The following is a 17,248-nucleotide window of genomic DNA, read 5'->3' on the forward strand; positions in this document are numbered from 1 at the left end:
GATTATCCTCTTTTCTTTTCGTTAACATAATTCACCAATCCATTTGCCTGAATCATTTTTTGTAAAAATTCAGGGAATGGCTGTGCCTGATATTGTTTATTTTTTGTTATATTTTTAATGATTCCTGTATCAAAATCAACTTCTACCTGATTGCCTTCATCTATGTCTTGAGCAGCTTCAGGACATTCCAAAATAGCAAATCCAATATTAATCGAATTACGATAAAAAATACGAGCAAAAGACTGGGCAATCACACAACTGACTCCAGCTGTTTTTAAAGCTAATGGAGCATGTTCACGTGAAGAACCACAGCCAAAGTTTTTTCCTGCCACCATAATATCTCCTGGATTTAATCTTTCCACAAATGTTGGATCAATATCCACCATGGCGTGACTGGCTAATTCTTTTGCATCAAATGAATTTAAATAACGTGCTGGGATAATCACATCCGTATCCACATTATCCCCATATTTTAAAACAGTTCCTTGGGCTTTCATGTTATTTTCCCACCTTTCTTGGATCAGCTATATATCCTGCAATAGCACTCGCTGCCGCAACCTCAGGAGAAGCTAAATAAATCAAAGATTCTGTATCTCCCATTCTTCCTACAAAGTTACGGTTTGTTGTAGAAACACATTTTTCACCTTTTGCCATAACACCCATATGACCACCCATACATGGTCCACAGCTTGGTGTATTGAATGCACATCCTGCTTCCACAAAAATTTCTGCCAAACCTTCTCGAATACATTCCACAAAAATTTTCTGTGTTGCAGGAATGACCATGACTCTAACTGTATCAGCGACTTTCTTTCCTTTTAATAACGCCGCAGCTTTACGCAAATCACTTAAACGACCATTCGTACATGAACCAATCACAACTTGATCAATATAAATCTTTTCACTTTCATTGATTTCTTCCATTGTATGTGCATTTCCAGGTAAATGAGGGAAAGCTACAGTTGGTGTAATTTTTGATAAATCAATTTCAATGACTTCATCATATTCTGCATCTTCATCAGCCTGATACTCTTTATAACTTTTCTTTGAATGTTGTTTCATATATTCTCTTGTTTTGTCATCAACTGGGAAAATACCATTTTTAGCACCTGCTTCAATCGCCATATTACAAATTGTAAAACGATCATCCATCGTTAAAGAAGAAACACCTTCCCCAGTAAATTCCATAGATTTATATAAAGCACCATCAACACCAATACGTCCAATAATATGTAAAATCACATCTTTACCACTGACATATGGCTGTAATGCTCCTTTTAAAACAAACTTAATAGCACTTGGCACCTTAAACCAAAGTTCTCCTGTGGCCATACCTGTCGCGATATCAGTTGTTCCAACACCTGTTGAAAAAGCCCCTAACGCTCCATAAGTACAAGTATGTGAGTCAGCCCCAATAATACACTCTCCAGCAACGACAATTCCCTGTTCTGGTAAAATCGCATGTTCAACACCACATTTTCCCTGTTCCATATGATGTGTTAAACACTGTTCTCTAGAAAACTCTCTGATGGCCTTTGAATTTTCTGCTGATTTCATATCTTTATTAGGCGTAAAATGATCAGGAACCAAAACAACCTTATCCTTATCAAAAACATGATCAGCCATTTGTTTAAAAATCGGCAAAGCCATTGGCCCTGTAATATCATTAGCCATTACAACATCTAGTTTTGCTTCAATTAACTGACCAGCCACAACTTCTTTCAATCCTGCATGACCAGCTAATATTTTCTGTGTCATTGTCATTGACATATATATTCCCCCTTATGACTTTGTATGTCCTCACTAAAGAGTCATTTGACTCTTTACTGAACACACACAAAGTGTGTGTATTTTAGTTATTAATTAATTTATCTTCATCAGACCAGCTATATAAACTTCTGATTTCTTTTCCAACTTTTTCACTTTGATGTTCTTTAGCTAATTTACGCATAGCTTTGAAATGAGCTTGTCCTCCAGCTGGTGACATATCCAATAAGAAATCTTTCGCAAATGTTCCATCTTGAATATCTTTTAAGATTTGACGCATAGCTTTCTTTGTATCTTCAGTAATAATCTTTGGTCCAGTAATATAATCTCCATATTCTGCTGTATTTGAAATAGAATATCTCATTCCTTCAAATCCTGATTGATAGATCAAATCAACAATCAATTTCATTTCATGAATACATTCAAAATATGCATTCTTTGGATCATATCCTGCTTCTACTAATGTTTCAAAACCAGCCTGCATTAACGCACAGACACCACCACATAATACAGCCTGTTCACCAAATAAGTCAGTTTCAGTTTCAGTTCTGAATGTTGTTTCCAAAATACCTGCTCTTGCCCCACCAATAGCTAAACCATAAGCCAAAGCCATATCTAAAGCTCGACCTGTTGCATCTTGTTCTACTGCTACTAAACATGGTGTTCCTTTTCCAGCCTGATATTCACTACGTACTGTATGTCCTGGTGCTTTAGGTGCAATCATTGTCACATCAACATTTTTTGGTGGCACAATTTGACCAAAATGAATATTAAATCCATGTGCAAACATCAACATGTTTCCTTCTTCCAAATTTGGTTCAATTGATTCTTTATATAATTTTGCCTGTAATTCATCATTAATTAAAATCATAATAATATCTGCTTTTTTAGCAGCTTCAGCTGAAGTATAAACTTCAAATCCTTGTGCTTCAGCTTTTGCCCAAGATTTTGAACCTTCATATAGTCCTACAATAACATGCACTCCTGATTCTTTTAAGTTCAATGCATGAGCATGCCCTTGTGATCCATAACCAATAATAGCGACTGTTTTTCCATCCAATAAAGCTAAATTACAATCTGATTCATAATAAATTTTTGACATTTTTTTACCCCCTGTTTTCTTTCTTATTTATTTCAAAATTATTAAGACCTCTTGAAATACCAGCTAAACCAGTACGCACGATCTCAACAATATTGAAGCCATCTAACATTGCTAATAAACCATTGATTTTATTATGTGTTCCTGTTACTTCAATAACCATTGAATCTGGTGACACATCAACAATCTTAGCTCTAAATATATCGACGATTGAAACAATATCTGCACGTGTGTGACAATCAGCTTCAACTTTAATCATGACAAGTTCACGGTAAACAGATGCTTCGCTTGGTAAGGCAAAGATTTCAATAACATCTTCTAACTTTCTAAGCTGCTTTTCAATCTGTTCAAGAATTTGCTGATTCCCATGTGCAACCACTGTCATTCTTGAAACACCTTCTGTGTTTGTTGGTCCTACGGTTAAACTATCAATGTTATAGCCACGTCTTGAAAACAAACCACTCACACGTGTCAGGACCCCTGCACTATTGTGTACAAGAATTGATAAAATAAGTTCTTCCATAAATTATCCTTCCTTTTTTATATTTTTATAAATGCGATTCATAGCTGAAATCATAGCTTTAATCGTCGCTGTTGTAATATTCAAATGCACTCCTACCCCATACTCACAAAGCTCTTCACCTTGTGGTCTTAATTGGACATAGGCAGCAGCTTTAGAATTTGAACCAGATGTTAAAGCATGTTCACTATAATCCACTAAATCTGTATATAGAAAATCATCTGTGGCATTGAATGCGTTCTTAACTGCATCAATAGGTCCATTGCCATATCCAATTAAAGTTTTCACTTCACCATGATCTTCAATTGTCACTTCAGCGCGTCTTTCATACTCATTATCTTCATCACTAATATCTATTAATCTCTGTTTAATAAATTTATATGGATATTCCAAATCTATATATTCCTTTTTAAATGTGTCATAAATACGTTCTGGAGAAACTTCTCCTTCAATTTCACTAATATTTTGAATAGCTTTTGCAAAATCAGCCTGTAAAGCTTTTGGTAAATGATATCCAAAGACTGTATCCATAACAAAAGCCACTCCACCTTTACCTGATTGTGAATTAATACGTACAATTGGCTCATATTGACGATTTAAGTCAGCTGGATCAATTGGTAAATAAGGGACTTCCCAAATACCATCTCCACGTTGATGATAAGCATACATACCTTTATTAATGGCATCTTGATGGCTGCCAGAAAAGGCAGTAAAAACAAGTTCTCCAGCATATGGCTGTCTTGGTGGAATTTCCATTTTTGTACATTTTTCGTAAACATCTTTAATTTGATTCATTTGACCTAATTCCAATTTTGGATCAATGCCATGTGTAAACATATTTAAAGCCAATGTCACAATATCAACATTTCCTGTTCTTTCCCCATTTCCAAACAATGTTCCTTCAACACGATCAGCTCCTGCCAATAAAGCAAGTTCAGTAGAAGCCACACCACAACCTCTATCATTATGTGGATGAACACTCACAATAACTCTTTCTCTATCTTTAAAATGACGGCACATCCATTCAATCTGATCTGCGTATACATTTGGTGTATCCATTTCAACTGTAGATGGTAAATTAATAATCACTTTATGTTCTTTTGAAGCACCCCAAGTATCTAAAACAGCTTCACAGACTTCCATCGCATAATCAACTTCCGTACCAGTAAAACTTTCAGGCGAATATTCTAAAATAACTTCTCCATCAAAATCCTGAGATAACTCCTTGACTAATTTTGTTCCATCAACAGCAATTTTTTTAATTTCTTCCTTACTCTTATGAAACACAACATCTCTTTGTAAAATAGATGTTGAATTATAAATATGCACAATCGCTTTCTTTAATCCTTTTAAGGATTCAAATGTTCTTTTAATCAAATGTTCTCTCGCTTGTGTTAATACCTGCACTGTTACATCATCAGGTATCAGATTTTTATCTATTAGTAATCTTAAAAAGTCAAACTCAATCTGTGATGATGATGGAAAACCAACTTCTATCTCTTTAAAGCCTAAATCAACAAGCATTTGAAACATTTCTACTTTTTCATTAATATCCATTGGTGTAATTAAAGCTTGATTCCCATCACGTAAATCAACCGAACACCAGATAGGCGCTTGTTCAATTTCATGATCTGGCCATGTACGATCTGCCAATTTAATTGTTTCAAATCTTCTATATTTTTTATAGTTCATATATTTTCCTCTCCTTTCCTATAATAAAAAAACTCGTTCTCACCATGAAAAACATCATAGTTGAGGACGAGAGTTCATGACTTCGTGGTTCCACCTCATATTCATTATTGCCTCACGACAATAACCTTATCAAGTACGCTTATTCATATAAGTTCATACTCTAGCGTGATAACGGTCGCATTCCGTAGCAGCTTACTTTATTTTTCAGTGCTCCACTCAAGGACGAGTTCAATAACACTTTCACAGTTCTTTCCACCAGCCAGAACTTCTCTATGCATCATTTGTTATTTACTATTTCCTATCACTGTATTTATTATAGAGTTGTTGGATATATCATATACCTTTTCTCAAACATAGTCAACTATATTCTTCTCTTTTTTCTATTTACTTTTTTAGTTTTGTGAAATTATATATATTATTTTTCGTCTTTTTCAAAAAATATATTTATTTTATGAGTGTTCAAATATCATTCATAAAAGCAATTTATCACCTTTCCATCTCCATTATTGATTCATAAAACACTTTGATTATATATGACATATACTCAATCCAAATAACGATGTGCCCATACAATCCATAAAATCAAATATCTCATGTTTTCCATTATATTTTTATTCATTGAAAACAAAAAAAGAATAACCCTTTAGAGTTATTCTATCGATCAAAAGCTAAATCAATAAGACGATCAATTAAATCACTATAAGTGATGCCTAAATCAGCTATTAACTGAGGATACATCGAAATCTTTGTAAATCCAGGCATCGTATTAATTTCATTAAGATAAATCTGATTTGTTTTCTTATCCAAGAAGAAATCCACACGAGATAAACCATGTCCATCAATAGCTTTGAAAACTTTTAATGCATATTCTCTAATTTGATCTTGAATCTCCTGGTCGACAAGTGCAGGTATACAAGTCTGACTTTCTTCATCCTCATATTTAGATTCAAAAGTATAAAACTCACCATGAGGCATAATTTGTCCTACACGAGAAACAATAGGATCATCATTTCCTAATACAGCTGTTTCTAATTCGATACAATCAATGCATTCTTCTATCACAATATGACTATCATATTGTCCTGCCTGATATAATATTTCTAGCAAGTCCTCTTCATGATCTACACGATAACAACCTACACTTGATCCAGAACGACTTGCCTTCACAAAACAAGGAAACCCTAACTGATTTTTCACTGCTGTTAATATATCATCAGTTTCATCAAATTGATGATTCACAACAACATATTGACCATCATATCTTTTTTTCACATATAAAGATTTCACTTGTGGAATTCCTACTGTTTCTAAAATCTTTTTGGTATAAATTTTATCCATGGCCACACTTGAAGCTAATGTTCTACATCCTACATATGGAACACCAGCCAATTCAAATAACCCCTGAATCGTTCCATCTTCACCATATTGTCCATGAAGAACAGGGAAAATAACATCTTGTTGTTTCAACAAATGATAAATATCTTCAATATGTGTTGAGTGATCTAACCATGAATCTAAAGTTAAATCTTCCTGACTGGCATCTAAAAGATACCATTCTCCAGACTGATCAATACCAACCAAAGTCAACTCATAACGATCTCTATGAAGATTTTTTAAAACAGATGTACAAGACATTCTTGAAATGGTATGTTCAGTAGATTGTCCTCCACATATAATCATTAATTTTCTCATTTTTTATATTTCTCCTTTAAATAGTCTACAACTTCATCAAGATGCATGCCATGTGATCCTTTTAATAAAATCACATCATCATCCTGTATACATCCCTCTAAAGCTTGAATTAAATCTTGATTACTTTCAAAATGATAAGCTTCTATACCATTTTCCTGCGCTTTTAAAACAATATTCTGGCTTGCAGGTCCTACACACATTAATTGATCTATATGCTTTTTAGCAACATATTGCCCAACTTCCTGATGAAATGCCTGTTCATACGCTCCTAGCTCTAACATATCTGCCAAGATAGCTATTTTTCTATTTGGATATTTTGATAAAACATCAAGACTTGACTTCATTGAATCTAAGTTGGCATTATATGTGCCATCAATCAATCTGATTCCATGACTCAGTTCGATCATATCCATACGATTTTTTGTCAGTTCAAATTGATCAATACCTTTAATACACTTTTCAATATCAATATCTAAGCTTAACCCTACCGCAATCGCAATCAACGCATTCATCACAAAATGCTGACCAGAAACTGGCACATGAACATGATAAGTTTTTCCCTGATAATCCAAATCAAAATAAGATTCTTCTAATAATAACTCAACATGATAAGCTTTTAAATAACAGTCATTATTTTCACCAACACGAATAATAGGATAATCTTGAGATTGTACAGTATGCAACATATCATTATCATCATTGATAATAAGGCGTCCCTGCTGAGTTAATCCTTCAACAATTTCCATCTTCGCTTTTAGAATATTCTCTCGTGAACCTAGTTCTCCAATATGTGCTGTTCCAACGTTTGTAATAACTGCAATATCAGGTCTTGCAATATGTGTCAGATGGCGAATTTCACCAAGATGATTCATCCCCATTTCTAATACCATGACTTCTTCATCCTGAAGTCTTAAAACTGTTAAAGGTAAACCGATATGATTGTTGTAGTTACCTAAAGTTTTCAGAGTTTTATATTGCATTGATACCACAGCATAAATCATATCCTTGGTACTTGTTTTTCCAACACTCCCTGTAATTCCCACAACTTTAACAGCACGATGTTTTCTTAAATAAGCTGCCATATCTGTTAATGCCTGTAAAGTATCCTTCACTAAAATCACGTTTTTATCAGGATAATCTATGGGCTGAGATGTTATAACAGAACTTGCGCCAGCTTCAAAAGCCTGTTTTATAAACTGATGTCCATCATTTTTTTCTCCAACCAGCGGAATATACATATCTCCTTCATGAATCTGTCTTGTATCTTGCGTAAATCCATGAATATCATCATTGATATTTCCGCTCAACAATGTGCCACCAGTGGCTTCAATAATCTCTCTTATTAGCATAATTTTACCTCATTTTTAATATATGCACTATTATAGCACCAGTTCACTAGGAAAGCTATGAAATTTTATTGTTCTTATATAATAAAAAAATAGCTGTTTAAAACAACTATTTCTTTTCATATTCTTATATATTGATATTTTATCTAGCTCAAATCAATATAGTGACAATTAAATATAATCACCCTGTCCATCAAAGAACAATCTTTGTTGCTGGGCACCATCAAAGTCCATAATGACATAATAGCTTTCTTGTTGATAAGCTGATACATATGTTTTCACAATCAATTTATCACCAACAATATATCCTGTATCAACCAATCCATTGTAAATTGTCTTTTCTTGCTGTGTTGATAAATCATATCTAACAACACTGCCATCCATAGATTGATAAAATAAATACTGTTCATTCATATTTAAGAAATTAACAACATTCGCTTTTAATACCTCTGTCTTTTTACTATTTATATCTAACAAACAGATACCATCTGATGATAAATAATAAAGTTTTCCATCTAAATAAATTAAATTATAAAATGCTCCACTCAATAACTTTTCATCATTTTCTCCATTTCTATTCATACGATAAATACCATCATCAGATGTATAATAAATATAATCATCTACAACATTAATACAATAAGAGTGTCTATCATTAAGCTTTGTCTGTTTTTGTGTATTGATATCATAAACATAGATTGATTCATTATTCTCATCTAATTGATAGTAGATGCGATCATTATCTATATATGGATAATAAATAGCTTTAGTTATGAATTGATTTTGATTTTTACCATCTAATGAAACTTCACATAAATAATTCTGTTGATTTGTATAATAAATCTTATCATTATGAATCATGATATTTTGACATTTCTCTGTAACCAATGTTTGACGGTTATTTAAGTTTTGATCCATGGATACAAGATACCCCTGATCATTACACATATAAAGCGTTTCACCATCAAAATAAGCCTCACCATTTTGATTGATATTTCCAACCAAACTTGAAAAACCTGTTTTTCCTGATATTGTCATAGGTTGTTGTGGTAATGTATCTGATGATGTATCATGAAAAGACGTATAATTAAGCGTTGGTCCATGATAAACATATTCATAAGATACAACTGTTAAAACAGCCAAAACAATAACACTTACTAAAATGAGTAACTTATTTACTTTTTTATTGACTGGTATATCTTTAAAAGACGATGTCTTTGTTTCCTTTTCAACAGTTTCTTCATCAAAAAACAGTGGTTCATAATATCCATCATTTTGTTCTTGTGACTTGTATAATGGATGACCACAATATGGACAATAATTCATATCATTGCTGACTTCATTTTGACAATTTGGACAAATCATATCCCAATCCTCCTACGACTGTTGATGAGGATTTTCATGTTCATCAACAACTTTATAATCAACGTCAATAACATCACTATCCTGATTTTGGTAATCCTGATAAAGAGATTCATAATATTCCTGATCTTCTTTATCTTCATGTGACTGACGGCGTGAAAAGAAAAGCTTTCTTATTATCCAGATAACCAAAATAACCCCAATCAAAACAATAAGGATTGGTAAAAATAATCTTAAAGCTAACATAATTAATACAAGCACACATAACAAATATATAAAATTATATCCCATATCATTTCTCCTTTTGCGATATAGTCTATATGATAAATATAAACTATAAATGAACTGCGTCTTCCTCCTCATGCCATACAAACAAATAGTAAACTGGTACTTTTAAACCTGATGCAAACTTTTCAACAACCTTTAAAGACACATTTCTACGACCTCTTTCAACATCTGAAACATAGTTTTTAGATAACTGGCAACGAAATCCAAGTTCTTCCTGAGAAACATTTTGCATCAAACGGAGTTCTTTAATTCTTCTCCCAAAACGAATATTTATATTTTCCATACTCACTCATTCTCCATCTGTCGTATTTTTTGAGCTTCTTCCTTAATCTTTTTAAAACGATGATGTAATCCTGATTTACTAATGGTTTGACCAGTCTGCTGATAATATGTATCTGCCAATTCATTTAAAGTCAACTCAGGATTTTCTAAACGTAATAAAGCCACTGTACGTGTCTTATCATCTAAAATCTCAATGCCTACTTTATCAATGATATAGGCAATATCTTCAATTTGAGCTGTAGAAGCACTCATCGCCTTCACTTCATTAGCAATATCACAATTATTCCATCTATTGACAGTATTGGCCATAGAACGGTCAATACGTGTCATTTCAAAATTCATAACTGATTGTGAAGCACCTATGGCTCTTAAAAAATCCCCAATTTTCTCTGCTGATTTTAAATACACAACATATTTATTACGTCTTTTAATCATTTTGGCATGCAAGTCATAACAATTCATCAACTCCATAATAAATGAAGCATATTCTGGTTCATTTACACTCATTTCCAGATGATAGTTAGATGTATCTGGATTATTCACACTTCCACAAGATAAAAAGACCCCAGCCAGATAAGCTCTTTTCTTGGCATCTGTTTCTAAAAAATGAATATCTGGAAAACTTTGTATACCAATGCCTTCCATAAGATGTAAGTCTTCTAAGATTTCTCTTGCCTTAGAAACCATCAATGTATAAATGTTATTTTTTTTCAATTTCATTTTTCTAGAAACACGAAATTCTATATGTGGTTGATATAAATCCTTTAAGAATTTATGCAATTTAGATGCGATTTTCGCATTTTCAGTTCTTAATGTTAGCGTTAAGCCTGACTGATTGAGTGACAATGTTCCAAGAATTTTAATCATTGCACAAAGTATTGCCTTTTCACATGGTTGATCAAAATCATTGAACACAATTTCTTCTTTGACGACTCTTGAAAAAGAAATCATCATAAAACCTCCTTAATGATCAGCATCACGATGCCATTTATAAACTTGATAATATTTTGAATAATACTCTGCAAAATAATTAGTAAGTGTGACTGAACGATGCTGTCCCCCAGTACATCCAATTCCAATAATCATTTGCATTTTACCCTCTTCTTCATATTTCTTTAATAAATAATCATAATATTCTATTGTTCTACGAACAAATTCCTGTGTTTCACTTTGTGACATCACATAATCATAAACCTCTTTATCATTTCCAGTTAATTTTCTTAAGCTTTCAATATAAAAAGGATTTGGTAAAAAACGTACATCTAATAACAAGTCTGCATCACGTGGAATTCCATGTTTATATCCAAATGAAATAAAAGAAACTCTAAATGTATCACGATTTCCTTTGTGGAAATAACTTTCTAATTTATCTTGTAATTTTGATGGCTTTAATAATGTTGTATCAATCACAATATTAGCTAACTGACTAATAGGATCTGCCATTTCACGTTCAAATTCAATAGCTTCAACCAAAGATGATGCCACATTACTAATCATGAGTGGGTGAGAGCGTCTTGTCTGTTTATAACGTGAAAGTAAAACTTTATCGTCACAGTCTAAGAAAATAACTGTCAAATCTACCCAATCCATGTTTGATAAGATTCTTACAGCCAAAATCGCATCACCTAGCGATACTGCCATAGCCACTTTAGAATATTTCGTAGAAGTACGCATTAAATCCCCAAATTCTTTTAATAATGGAATAGGATAATTATCTATACAGCGATACTCCATATTTTCAAAGATAGCCATTGCCTGAGTTTTACCAGCCCCAGACATCCCCGTTACAACAATAACTTCAATTTTATTCATATAACTCACCTTCTCTTTTATAATATATCAAAAATCACATTATAAGTGTACTCTTTTTTTATACAAAAAGAGAAAAGAATCTATTTCCCTTCTCTCTATTTGAATAATGAAGCAATATATTGTCCTGCAATAGCACCATCATTAGCAGCAGTCACAACTTGTCGCAGTTGTTTATCAGTCACATCCCCACCAGCAAAAATACCAGCAACTTTTGTTTCCTGATTCATATCAACTTCAATATACCCTTTTTCATTCACTATTCCCAAATCTTTTACAAATTCTGTAATAGGATCTAATCCTATAAATGGAAAAATTCCTTGTGCTTCAATTGTAGAAAGTTCTCCTGTGTGAGAATCTTCTACAATCAGCCCCACAACTTTTTGATTTTCAACTTTCACTTCATGAGGTTTCTTTAAATAATGGATTTCAATGTTGTCTTTTTCTTGTAATTTATTAACTAAATATTGATCAGCACGCAACACATCACGACGCACAATAATATGCACATGATTCACAATATCACTTAAATAAATAGCTTCTTCAATAGCACTGTTTCCGCCACCTACAACACAGACATCTTTATTTTTAAAGAAAGGCCCATCACAGACAGCACAATAAGACACACCTCTTCCACTCATTTCTTCTTCATGAGGGATTCCCATATGACGTTCTTTTGTACCTGTCGCAATAAAAACATAGCGTGCTTCATATGTTTTATCACCTACATAAACAACTTGATGATCTTCATGATGTTCAATACGTGTCACTTCACCATATTCATATTGAGCACCAAAAGATAAACATTGTTCATACATGGCATAAGCCAGTTCTGGTCCTTTTGTTATTAATCCAGGATAATTTTCTATTTCAGCTGTTAAATTCATCTTTCCACCAGGTGCTCCACCATCTAAAACCAAAACACTGGCTCCTGCACGCGAAGCATATAAGGCAGCTGTTAAACCAGCTGGACCAGCACCCACAACAATTAAATCAGTCATCCATTCATCTTCCTTTCTACAAATGTTATAATTTCTGACATATCATCTATTAGTAAATCAGGAGCTAAAGCTTGCATATCCTGATAACCTTTAGGTGTCCATTTGACACCAGCTGTATAAATACCCGCATTTTTTCCAGCTTGTATATCAGTCACATTATCTCCAATATATAAACCGTTTAAACAATGAAATGTATTCATTACTTTTAAAATACCTTCAGGATTTGACTTGACATGTTCAACATCATCCATTCCTAAAATCATATCAAAATAAGGAGTAATTTCAAATAAATCCAGCCCAATCAAAGCAGCCTGACGATATTTAGTTGTGACAACCGCTAATGGATAACCTTGTTTTGATAATGTTTTTAAGGTTTCTTCAACATGAGGGTAAATGGTCACATAATCCTGATGATGAGCATGATTATATGCACGATAATAATCAATCAGTTCCTCAATCATCTCATCAGGAAAATATCTAGAAAATGTATCTTTTAAGGCTGGGCCTAAAAATGATAAATGTTCCTGATCACTAATTTGATAGTCTGGCTTATAATGATGAAAGACATGTTCAAAAGATTTTCTAATTAACAAATCTGTATTTAATAATGTCCCATCTAAATCAAAAATAACTGCAAAATCTTTTTTCATAGTAACTCCTTTATATGTATTATATCATGAATATCACAAAGCTTATATGATTATGCTTTTAAAATATTTTCGATTTCATGAACCAATATTTTCATTTGTTCCATTGTGCCTATTGTTATTCTTAAATATTGCTCAATTCTTGGTTGATGAAAATAACGTACCAGTATACCTTTTTCTCTTAATTGTAAAAATAACTTCTGAGCATCATACTGAGGATGTTTCACAAAGATAAAATTAGCTTTTGAATCAGGCATTACAAAACCCAACTTTTTTAATTCAGACTTTGTATATTCTCGTGTTTCTATGATTTTTTGAGCATTTTGTTGGATATAATCACTATCTTCCATACTCGCAACACCAATAGCCTGTGCCAAACTATCAACAGGATAAGAATTAAATGAGTTTTTCACATCATATAGTTTAGCGATTACTTCCTGACTTCCTAGAGCTACCCCTAAACGAATTCCCGCTAATGAACGATATTTAGAAAATGTTTGTGTGATCAATAAATTTGGATATTTTTGAATCAATGGAACAGCACTTTGCCCACCAAAATCAATATATGCTTCATCAATCACAACAATACTATCCTGATTATGTTTTAAAAGATCTTCAATCATATCTAATGAAACACACAGTCCTGTTGGGGCATTAGGATTAGGGAAAATAATACCAGAATTAGGCTGAATATAATCTTCTTTGTTGATTTCAAAATCTTGATTTAAAGGAATTTTTTTGTAAGCTATCTGATATAGATCACAATAAACTGGATAAAAAGAATAACTGATATCAGGAAACAGCACTGGTTCTTGACCATTAAAGCATGTTAAAAAGATCAGTGCCAGCACTTCATCTGAACCATTTCCAACAAAAACCTGACGTGTATCTAAATGATGATAATCAGCTAACGCCTGTCTTAATGCATCCGCATCTGGACGTGGATATAAAGCCAAATGTGAAGAATCAAAATTCAAAATCGCCTGTTTCACTTTTTCACCTGGATCATATGGATTTTCATTCGTATTTAATTTAATTAAATTTTTAATTTGTGGTTGTTCTCCTGCTTCATAAGGTTGAACATTTCTTAACTTATCTTGCCAACTCATTATTTTTCCCTCCTAACATATCTTGAATCACTTCATGAACATAATGAACATGTCTTGGTACCATTGATTTGATATCTTCATGAGCATGTTTAAAAGTATATCCCTGTCTGATAGCTTGCAGCATAGATAAATCATTATATGAATCACCTATCGCATAAATATCCTGTTCATTGATACCTAAATGCTGACAAAGCCATGTCATACCATTGCCTTTAGAACATCCTCTTGCGACAATATCAACATAATGCAAATTATAATACACACTGAGCTTATCCCCGTAATGCTTTTGAATATATTCATAACAGGCTTTGGTGATTGTCATTTCCTGATTATCCTGATGAAAAGAAATAATATCAAAATGTGGTGCATTCTGATAAAGTTCCTGAAATGAAACATCAACAGGTTCTTCAAGATTTGTCATATGTTCTACACACTGTCCATGACTAAAACCATAACTGAATGCTCCATCACTATAAAAAGAATATAGATCATCAAACTGTGTCACATAATCCAAAATAGCTCTCCCTGTATACGCATCCATCTTTTTTTCATATAAAACACGATGATTTCTATCTAGAATTTGAGCTCCATTATTTAATATTAAATAATCATAAGGAAATGGAATCTCATTTAAAATCCATTTCATTTCAAAAAGTTGTCGACCTGTACAGAGTGCTATTTTATGTCCTTGTCTTTGTAGTTCTTTCATCCAATCAATGTTATCTTGACTTATATTTTGATTGTCATGAACCAATGTTCCATCTACATCACTAATCAATATCTTCATTACATATCACCTATTGTTCCTATTATATCTAACCTATATCAAAAAGCAAAGTGAAATTTTATATATTGTTATTCCTGCACATAAATAGATTTTATCATATTTTCCATATAATTCTATAATGTAAAAAGGATTGACTTCTATGCCATATAGAAACCAACCCTTCTTTTAAATTTTTAAGCAATATAATCTTGAGGTGTATGCACATAAGTCAACTTTGAATAATAAGATTGATCTCTACGATATACAACAAATGAAGATTGTCCATCATAATTTCCCATACCATAATGGCCTAGTCTTTCTTTTTTCTCTTCAAATTCTTTTTGACGTTCTTTAAAATCCTGCATCAATTGTGTTGTTGTGCTTTGTTGACCAGTAAATGTTTGTACAAGTTTTTGTTGGTCTTCTGTCAAAAATAATTCATCAAAAGTTGTCGCATGATCTTTGATAAAAGTGATTTTCTCATCATTATAATTATGTGCTCTATCAAATGTACGTTGAACCTGAAGTGTGAGGTTTTCATCTATTTGAATCTGATAAGTCAAATCATAAAAAATATTGTAATTATCTGCAATTTGAATCTGATATTTTTTTGTCCATGATCCAGCTTGCTTTTGTGATAATGAAGCTTCAAATTTTTCTATATCATCAACAATACCATCAACATTTGTAAACTGATTTTGAAAATCAGCTAATGTATCATAAACAGCAATCACTCTCATCGCATCACCCTGAATTTCAGGAAGCTCCACTCGCTCATTGTGTTGGATGGTTTCATCACTTACCATATTATTAAGAACGCGACTATATAATAAAGGAATAGTTATAAATGAAAAGAAAATAATGACATACAACAAATAAGTCATCGCTTTATTTTGGGGTTTTTGATAACGATAATTGTTCCTTAAATCTAATCCACAATGAGAACAAAAATTCTCATTCTCCTTTAATTCGTGTCCACATCTCGGGCATTTTTTCATATTCTATTCCTCCTCAAAATAATCATTCATAAAGACTTCAAATTCATCTAAAAACGCTTGTTTCCTTTTTAGTTGTTGTTCACGATCTTGGATATCAAAATAATCTTCATCCAAATACTGATAAGTTTCATCTATTTTCCCATTTCTAATAACCTCAATTGTAGGTGTCCAATCAAAATCTAATCTTTGATAAATATTTTCATAAAAGTCTTTTTCTGCCTGTGTTGCATCATCATCTCGAGCACGATCACGATATTCCTTAATATTCAAATAATAAATACCTGTTCCTTCATGCTCATTGATGTACTCTTCTAATACCGGATAAAAATCCTGACAATCACCACAGTCTGGTCTACCTATATATAATAAAAAAGTGACTTTTTGATCAAGCTTTTCTACCAATTCTTCATAAGGTATTTCTTGAATACCTTGAATAACCAATTTCTCTGTTTGTGTATGTTGACATCCTATTAATAATAGACATGTTATAAATAGGCATATCCATTTTTTCATGATTATCACCACTTTTGTTTAATATAACATAAAGACTCATCAATAATCAACTTATGTCTTTCCATTTTCAAAATCTATCATGACTTTTTAAACTCTATATTAACTTTATGCATTTATTGTATTTAAAAAACGCACAAACGTGCGTTTTCATCATCTAAACTCATTTATATCTATGAAACTGGAATAGTGACTTCTTCTACTTTTGAATTTCCATAATCAGCAATCGACTGTTTTTGGAGTGATGTCAATACATCAGCTTCATTTTCAACATAATCAAATGAATCATTATATAAACGTGATTTTCCCATATATTCATCATCACTATCATAACTAGAATCAAAGTTTGTGTAATAATAC

19 protein-coding genes and 1 other annotated feature are annotated in these 17,248 nt (G+C 32.4%); all 19 genes read right to left on the reverse strand.

Annotation, left to right across the window (positions count from 1 at the left end):
• Positions 1-2 precede the first annotated feature (2 nt).
• Positions 3-497: a 3-isopropylmalate dehydratase small subunit gene (leuD, locus tag B5E79_RS05255; protein ID WP_087243837.1), complete on the reverse strand. Its 495-nt coding sequence runs from the start codon at positions 495-497 to the stop codon at positions 3-5.
• A gap of 1 nt (position 498) precedes the next feature.
• Positions 499-1,770: a 3-isopropylmalate dehydratase large subunit gene (gene leuC / locus B5E79_RS05260; protein ID WP_087297217.1), complete on the reverse strand. Its 1,272-nt coding sequence runs from the start codon at positions 1,768-1,770 to the stop codon at positions 499-501.
• A gap of 82 nt (positions 1,771-1,852) precedes the next feature.
• The gene (gene ilvC / locus B5E79_RS05265) at positions 1,853-2,869 is read right to left on the reverse strand and encodes a ketol-acid reductoisomerase (protein WP_087297218.1); all 1,017 of its coding nucleotides are present in this window, start codon (positions 2,867-2,869) and stop codon (positions 1,853-1,855) included.
• 4 nt (positions 2,870-2,873) lie between these two features.
• Positions 2,874-3,389, reverse strand: coding sequence for an acetolactate synthase small subunit (gene ilvN / locus B5E79_RS05270; protein ID WP_087297219.1), 516 nt, complete (start codon positions 3,387-3,389; stop codon positions 2,874-2,876).
• A gap of 3 nt (positions 3,390-3,392) precedes the next feature.
• Positions 3,393-5,078, reverse strand: coding sequence for a 2-isopropylmalate synthase (gene leuA, locus B5E79_RS05275; RefSeq protein WP_087297220.1), 1,686 nt, complete (start codon positions 5,076-5,078; stop codon positions 3,393-3,395).
• Between the two features lie 59 nt (positions 5,079-5,137).
• Positions 5,138-5,392: a binding site (T-box leader), on the reverse strand.
• A 340-nt stretch (positions 5,393-5,732) separates the two neighbouring features.
• On the reverse strand, positions 5,733-6,770 hold the full coding sequence (locus B5E79_RS05280; protein ID WP_087297221.1) for a D-alanine--D-alanine ligase family protein: 1,038 nt from the start codon (positions 6,768-6,770) through the stop codon (positions 5,733-5,735).
• Positions 6,767-8,119, reverse strand: coding sequence for a UDP-N-acetylmuramoyl-tripeptide--D-alanyl-D-alanine ligase (locus tag B5E79_RS05285; protein WP_087297222.1), 1,353 nt, complete (start codon positions 8,117-8,119; stop codon positions 6,767-6,769). Before B5E79_RS05285 ends, B5E79_RS05280 begins: the two co-directional genes overlap by 4 nt.
• Positions 8,120-8,287: 168 nt before the next feature.
• Complete coding sequence (locus B5E79_RS05290; RefSeq protein ID WP_087297223.1) at positions 8,288-9,481, reverse strand: DUF5050 domain-containing protein; 1,194 nt, start codon at positions 9,479-9,481, stop codon at positions 8,288-8,290.
• Between the two features lie 12 nt (positions 9,482-9,493).
• Entirely contained in the window at positions 9,494-9,769 is a 276-nt protein-coding gene (locus B5E79_RS05295) for a DUF4834 domain-containing protein (RefSeq protein WP_087297224.1), read from the reverse strand.
• 43 nt (positions 9,770-9,812) lie between these two features.
• Positions 9,813-10,049, reverse strand: a complete 237-nt coding sequence (locus B5E79_RS05300; RefSeq protein WP_087243846.1) for a helix-turn-helix domain-containing protein — start codon at positions 10,047-10,049, stop codon at positions 9,813-9,815.
• Between the two features lie 2 nt (positions 10,050-10,051).
• Positions 10,052-10,999 (reverse strand): DNA-binding protein WhiA, encoded by a 948-nt coding sequence (gene whiA / locus B5E79_RS05305; protein ID WP_087243847.1) that lies wholly within the window; start codon positions 10,997-10,999, stop codon positions 10,052-10,054.
• 12 nt (positions 11,000-11,011) lie between these two features.
• A complete protein-coding gene (gene rapZ, locus B5E79_RS05310) occupies positions 11,012-11,860 on the reverse strand; it encodes an RNase adapter RapZ (protein WP_087243848.1) in 849 nt (282 codons plus the stop codon).
• Positions 11,861-11,955: 95 nt separating this feature from the next.
• Positions 11,956-12,858: a thioredoxin-disulfide reductase gene (gene trxB, locus B5E79_RS05315; protein WP_087297225.1), complete on the reverse strand. Its 903-nt coding sequence runs from the start codon at positions 12,856-12,858 to the stop codon at positions 11,956-11,958.
• Positions 12,855-13,508, reverse strand: a complete 654-nt coding sequence (gene ppaX, locus B5E79_RS05320; protein ID WP_087297226.1) for a pyrophosphatase PpaX — start codon at positions 13,506-13,508, stop codon at positions 12,855-12,857. Before ppaX ends, trxB begins: the two co-directional genes overlap by 4 nt.
• 50 nt (positions 13,509-13,558) lie before the next feature.
• Positions 13,559-14,614, reverse strand: coding sequence for a histidinol-phosphate transaminase (gene hisC, locus B5E79_RS05325; RefSeq protein ID WP_087297227.1), 1,056 nt, complete (start codon positions 14,612-14,614; stop codon positions 13,559-13,561).
• Positions 14,598-15,401, reverse strand: a complete 804-nt coding sequence (locus B5E79_RS05330) for a Cof-type HAD-IIB family hydrolase (RefSeq protein ID WP_087297228.1) — start codon at positions 15,399-15,401, stop codon at positions 14,598-14,600. The genes hisC and B5E79_RS05330 overlap by 17 nt, the downstream gene beginning before the upstream one ends.
• A 173-nt stretch (positions 15,402-15,574) precedes the next feature.
• Entirely contained in the window at positions 15,575-16,378 is an 804-nt protein-coding gene (locus tag B5E79_RS05335; protein ID WP_087297229.1) for a zinc ribbon domain-containing protein, read from the reverse strand.
• A 3-nt stretch (positions 16,379-16,381) separates the two neighbouring features.
• On the reverse strand, positions 16,382-16,891 hold the full coding sequence (locus B5E79_RS05340) for a thioredoxin family protein (protein WP_087297230.1): 510 nt from the start codon (positions 16,889-16,891) through the stop codon (positions 16,382-16,384).
• Between the two features lie 170 nt (positions 16,892-17,061).
• On the reverse strand, positions 17,062-17,248 hold a 187-nt coding region (locus B5E79_RS13465; RefSeq protein ID WP_158095469.1), incomplete at its 5' end, for a hypothetical protein.

Origin of the sequence: Massilimicrobiota sp. An134 (assembly GCF_002160815.1) — a bacterium.
GTDB classification, from domain to species: Bacteria; Bacillota_I; Bacilli_A; order Erysipelotrichales; family Coprobacillaceae; genus Allocoprobacillus; species Allocoprobacillus merdigallinarum.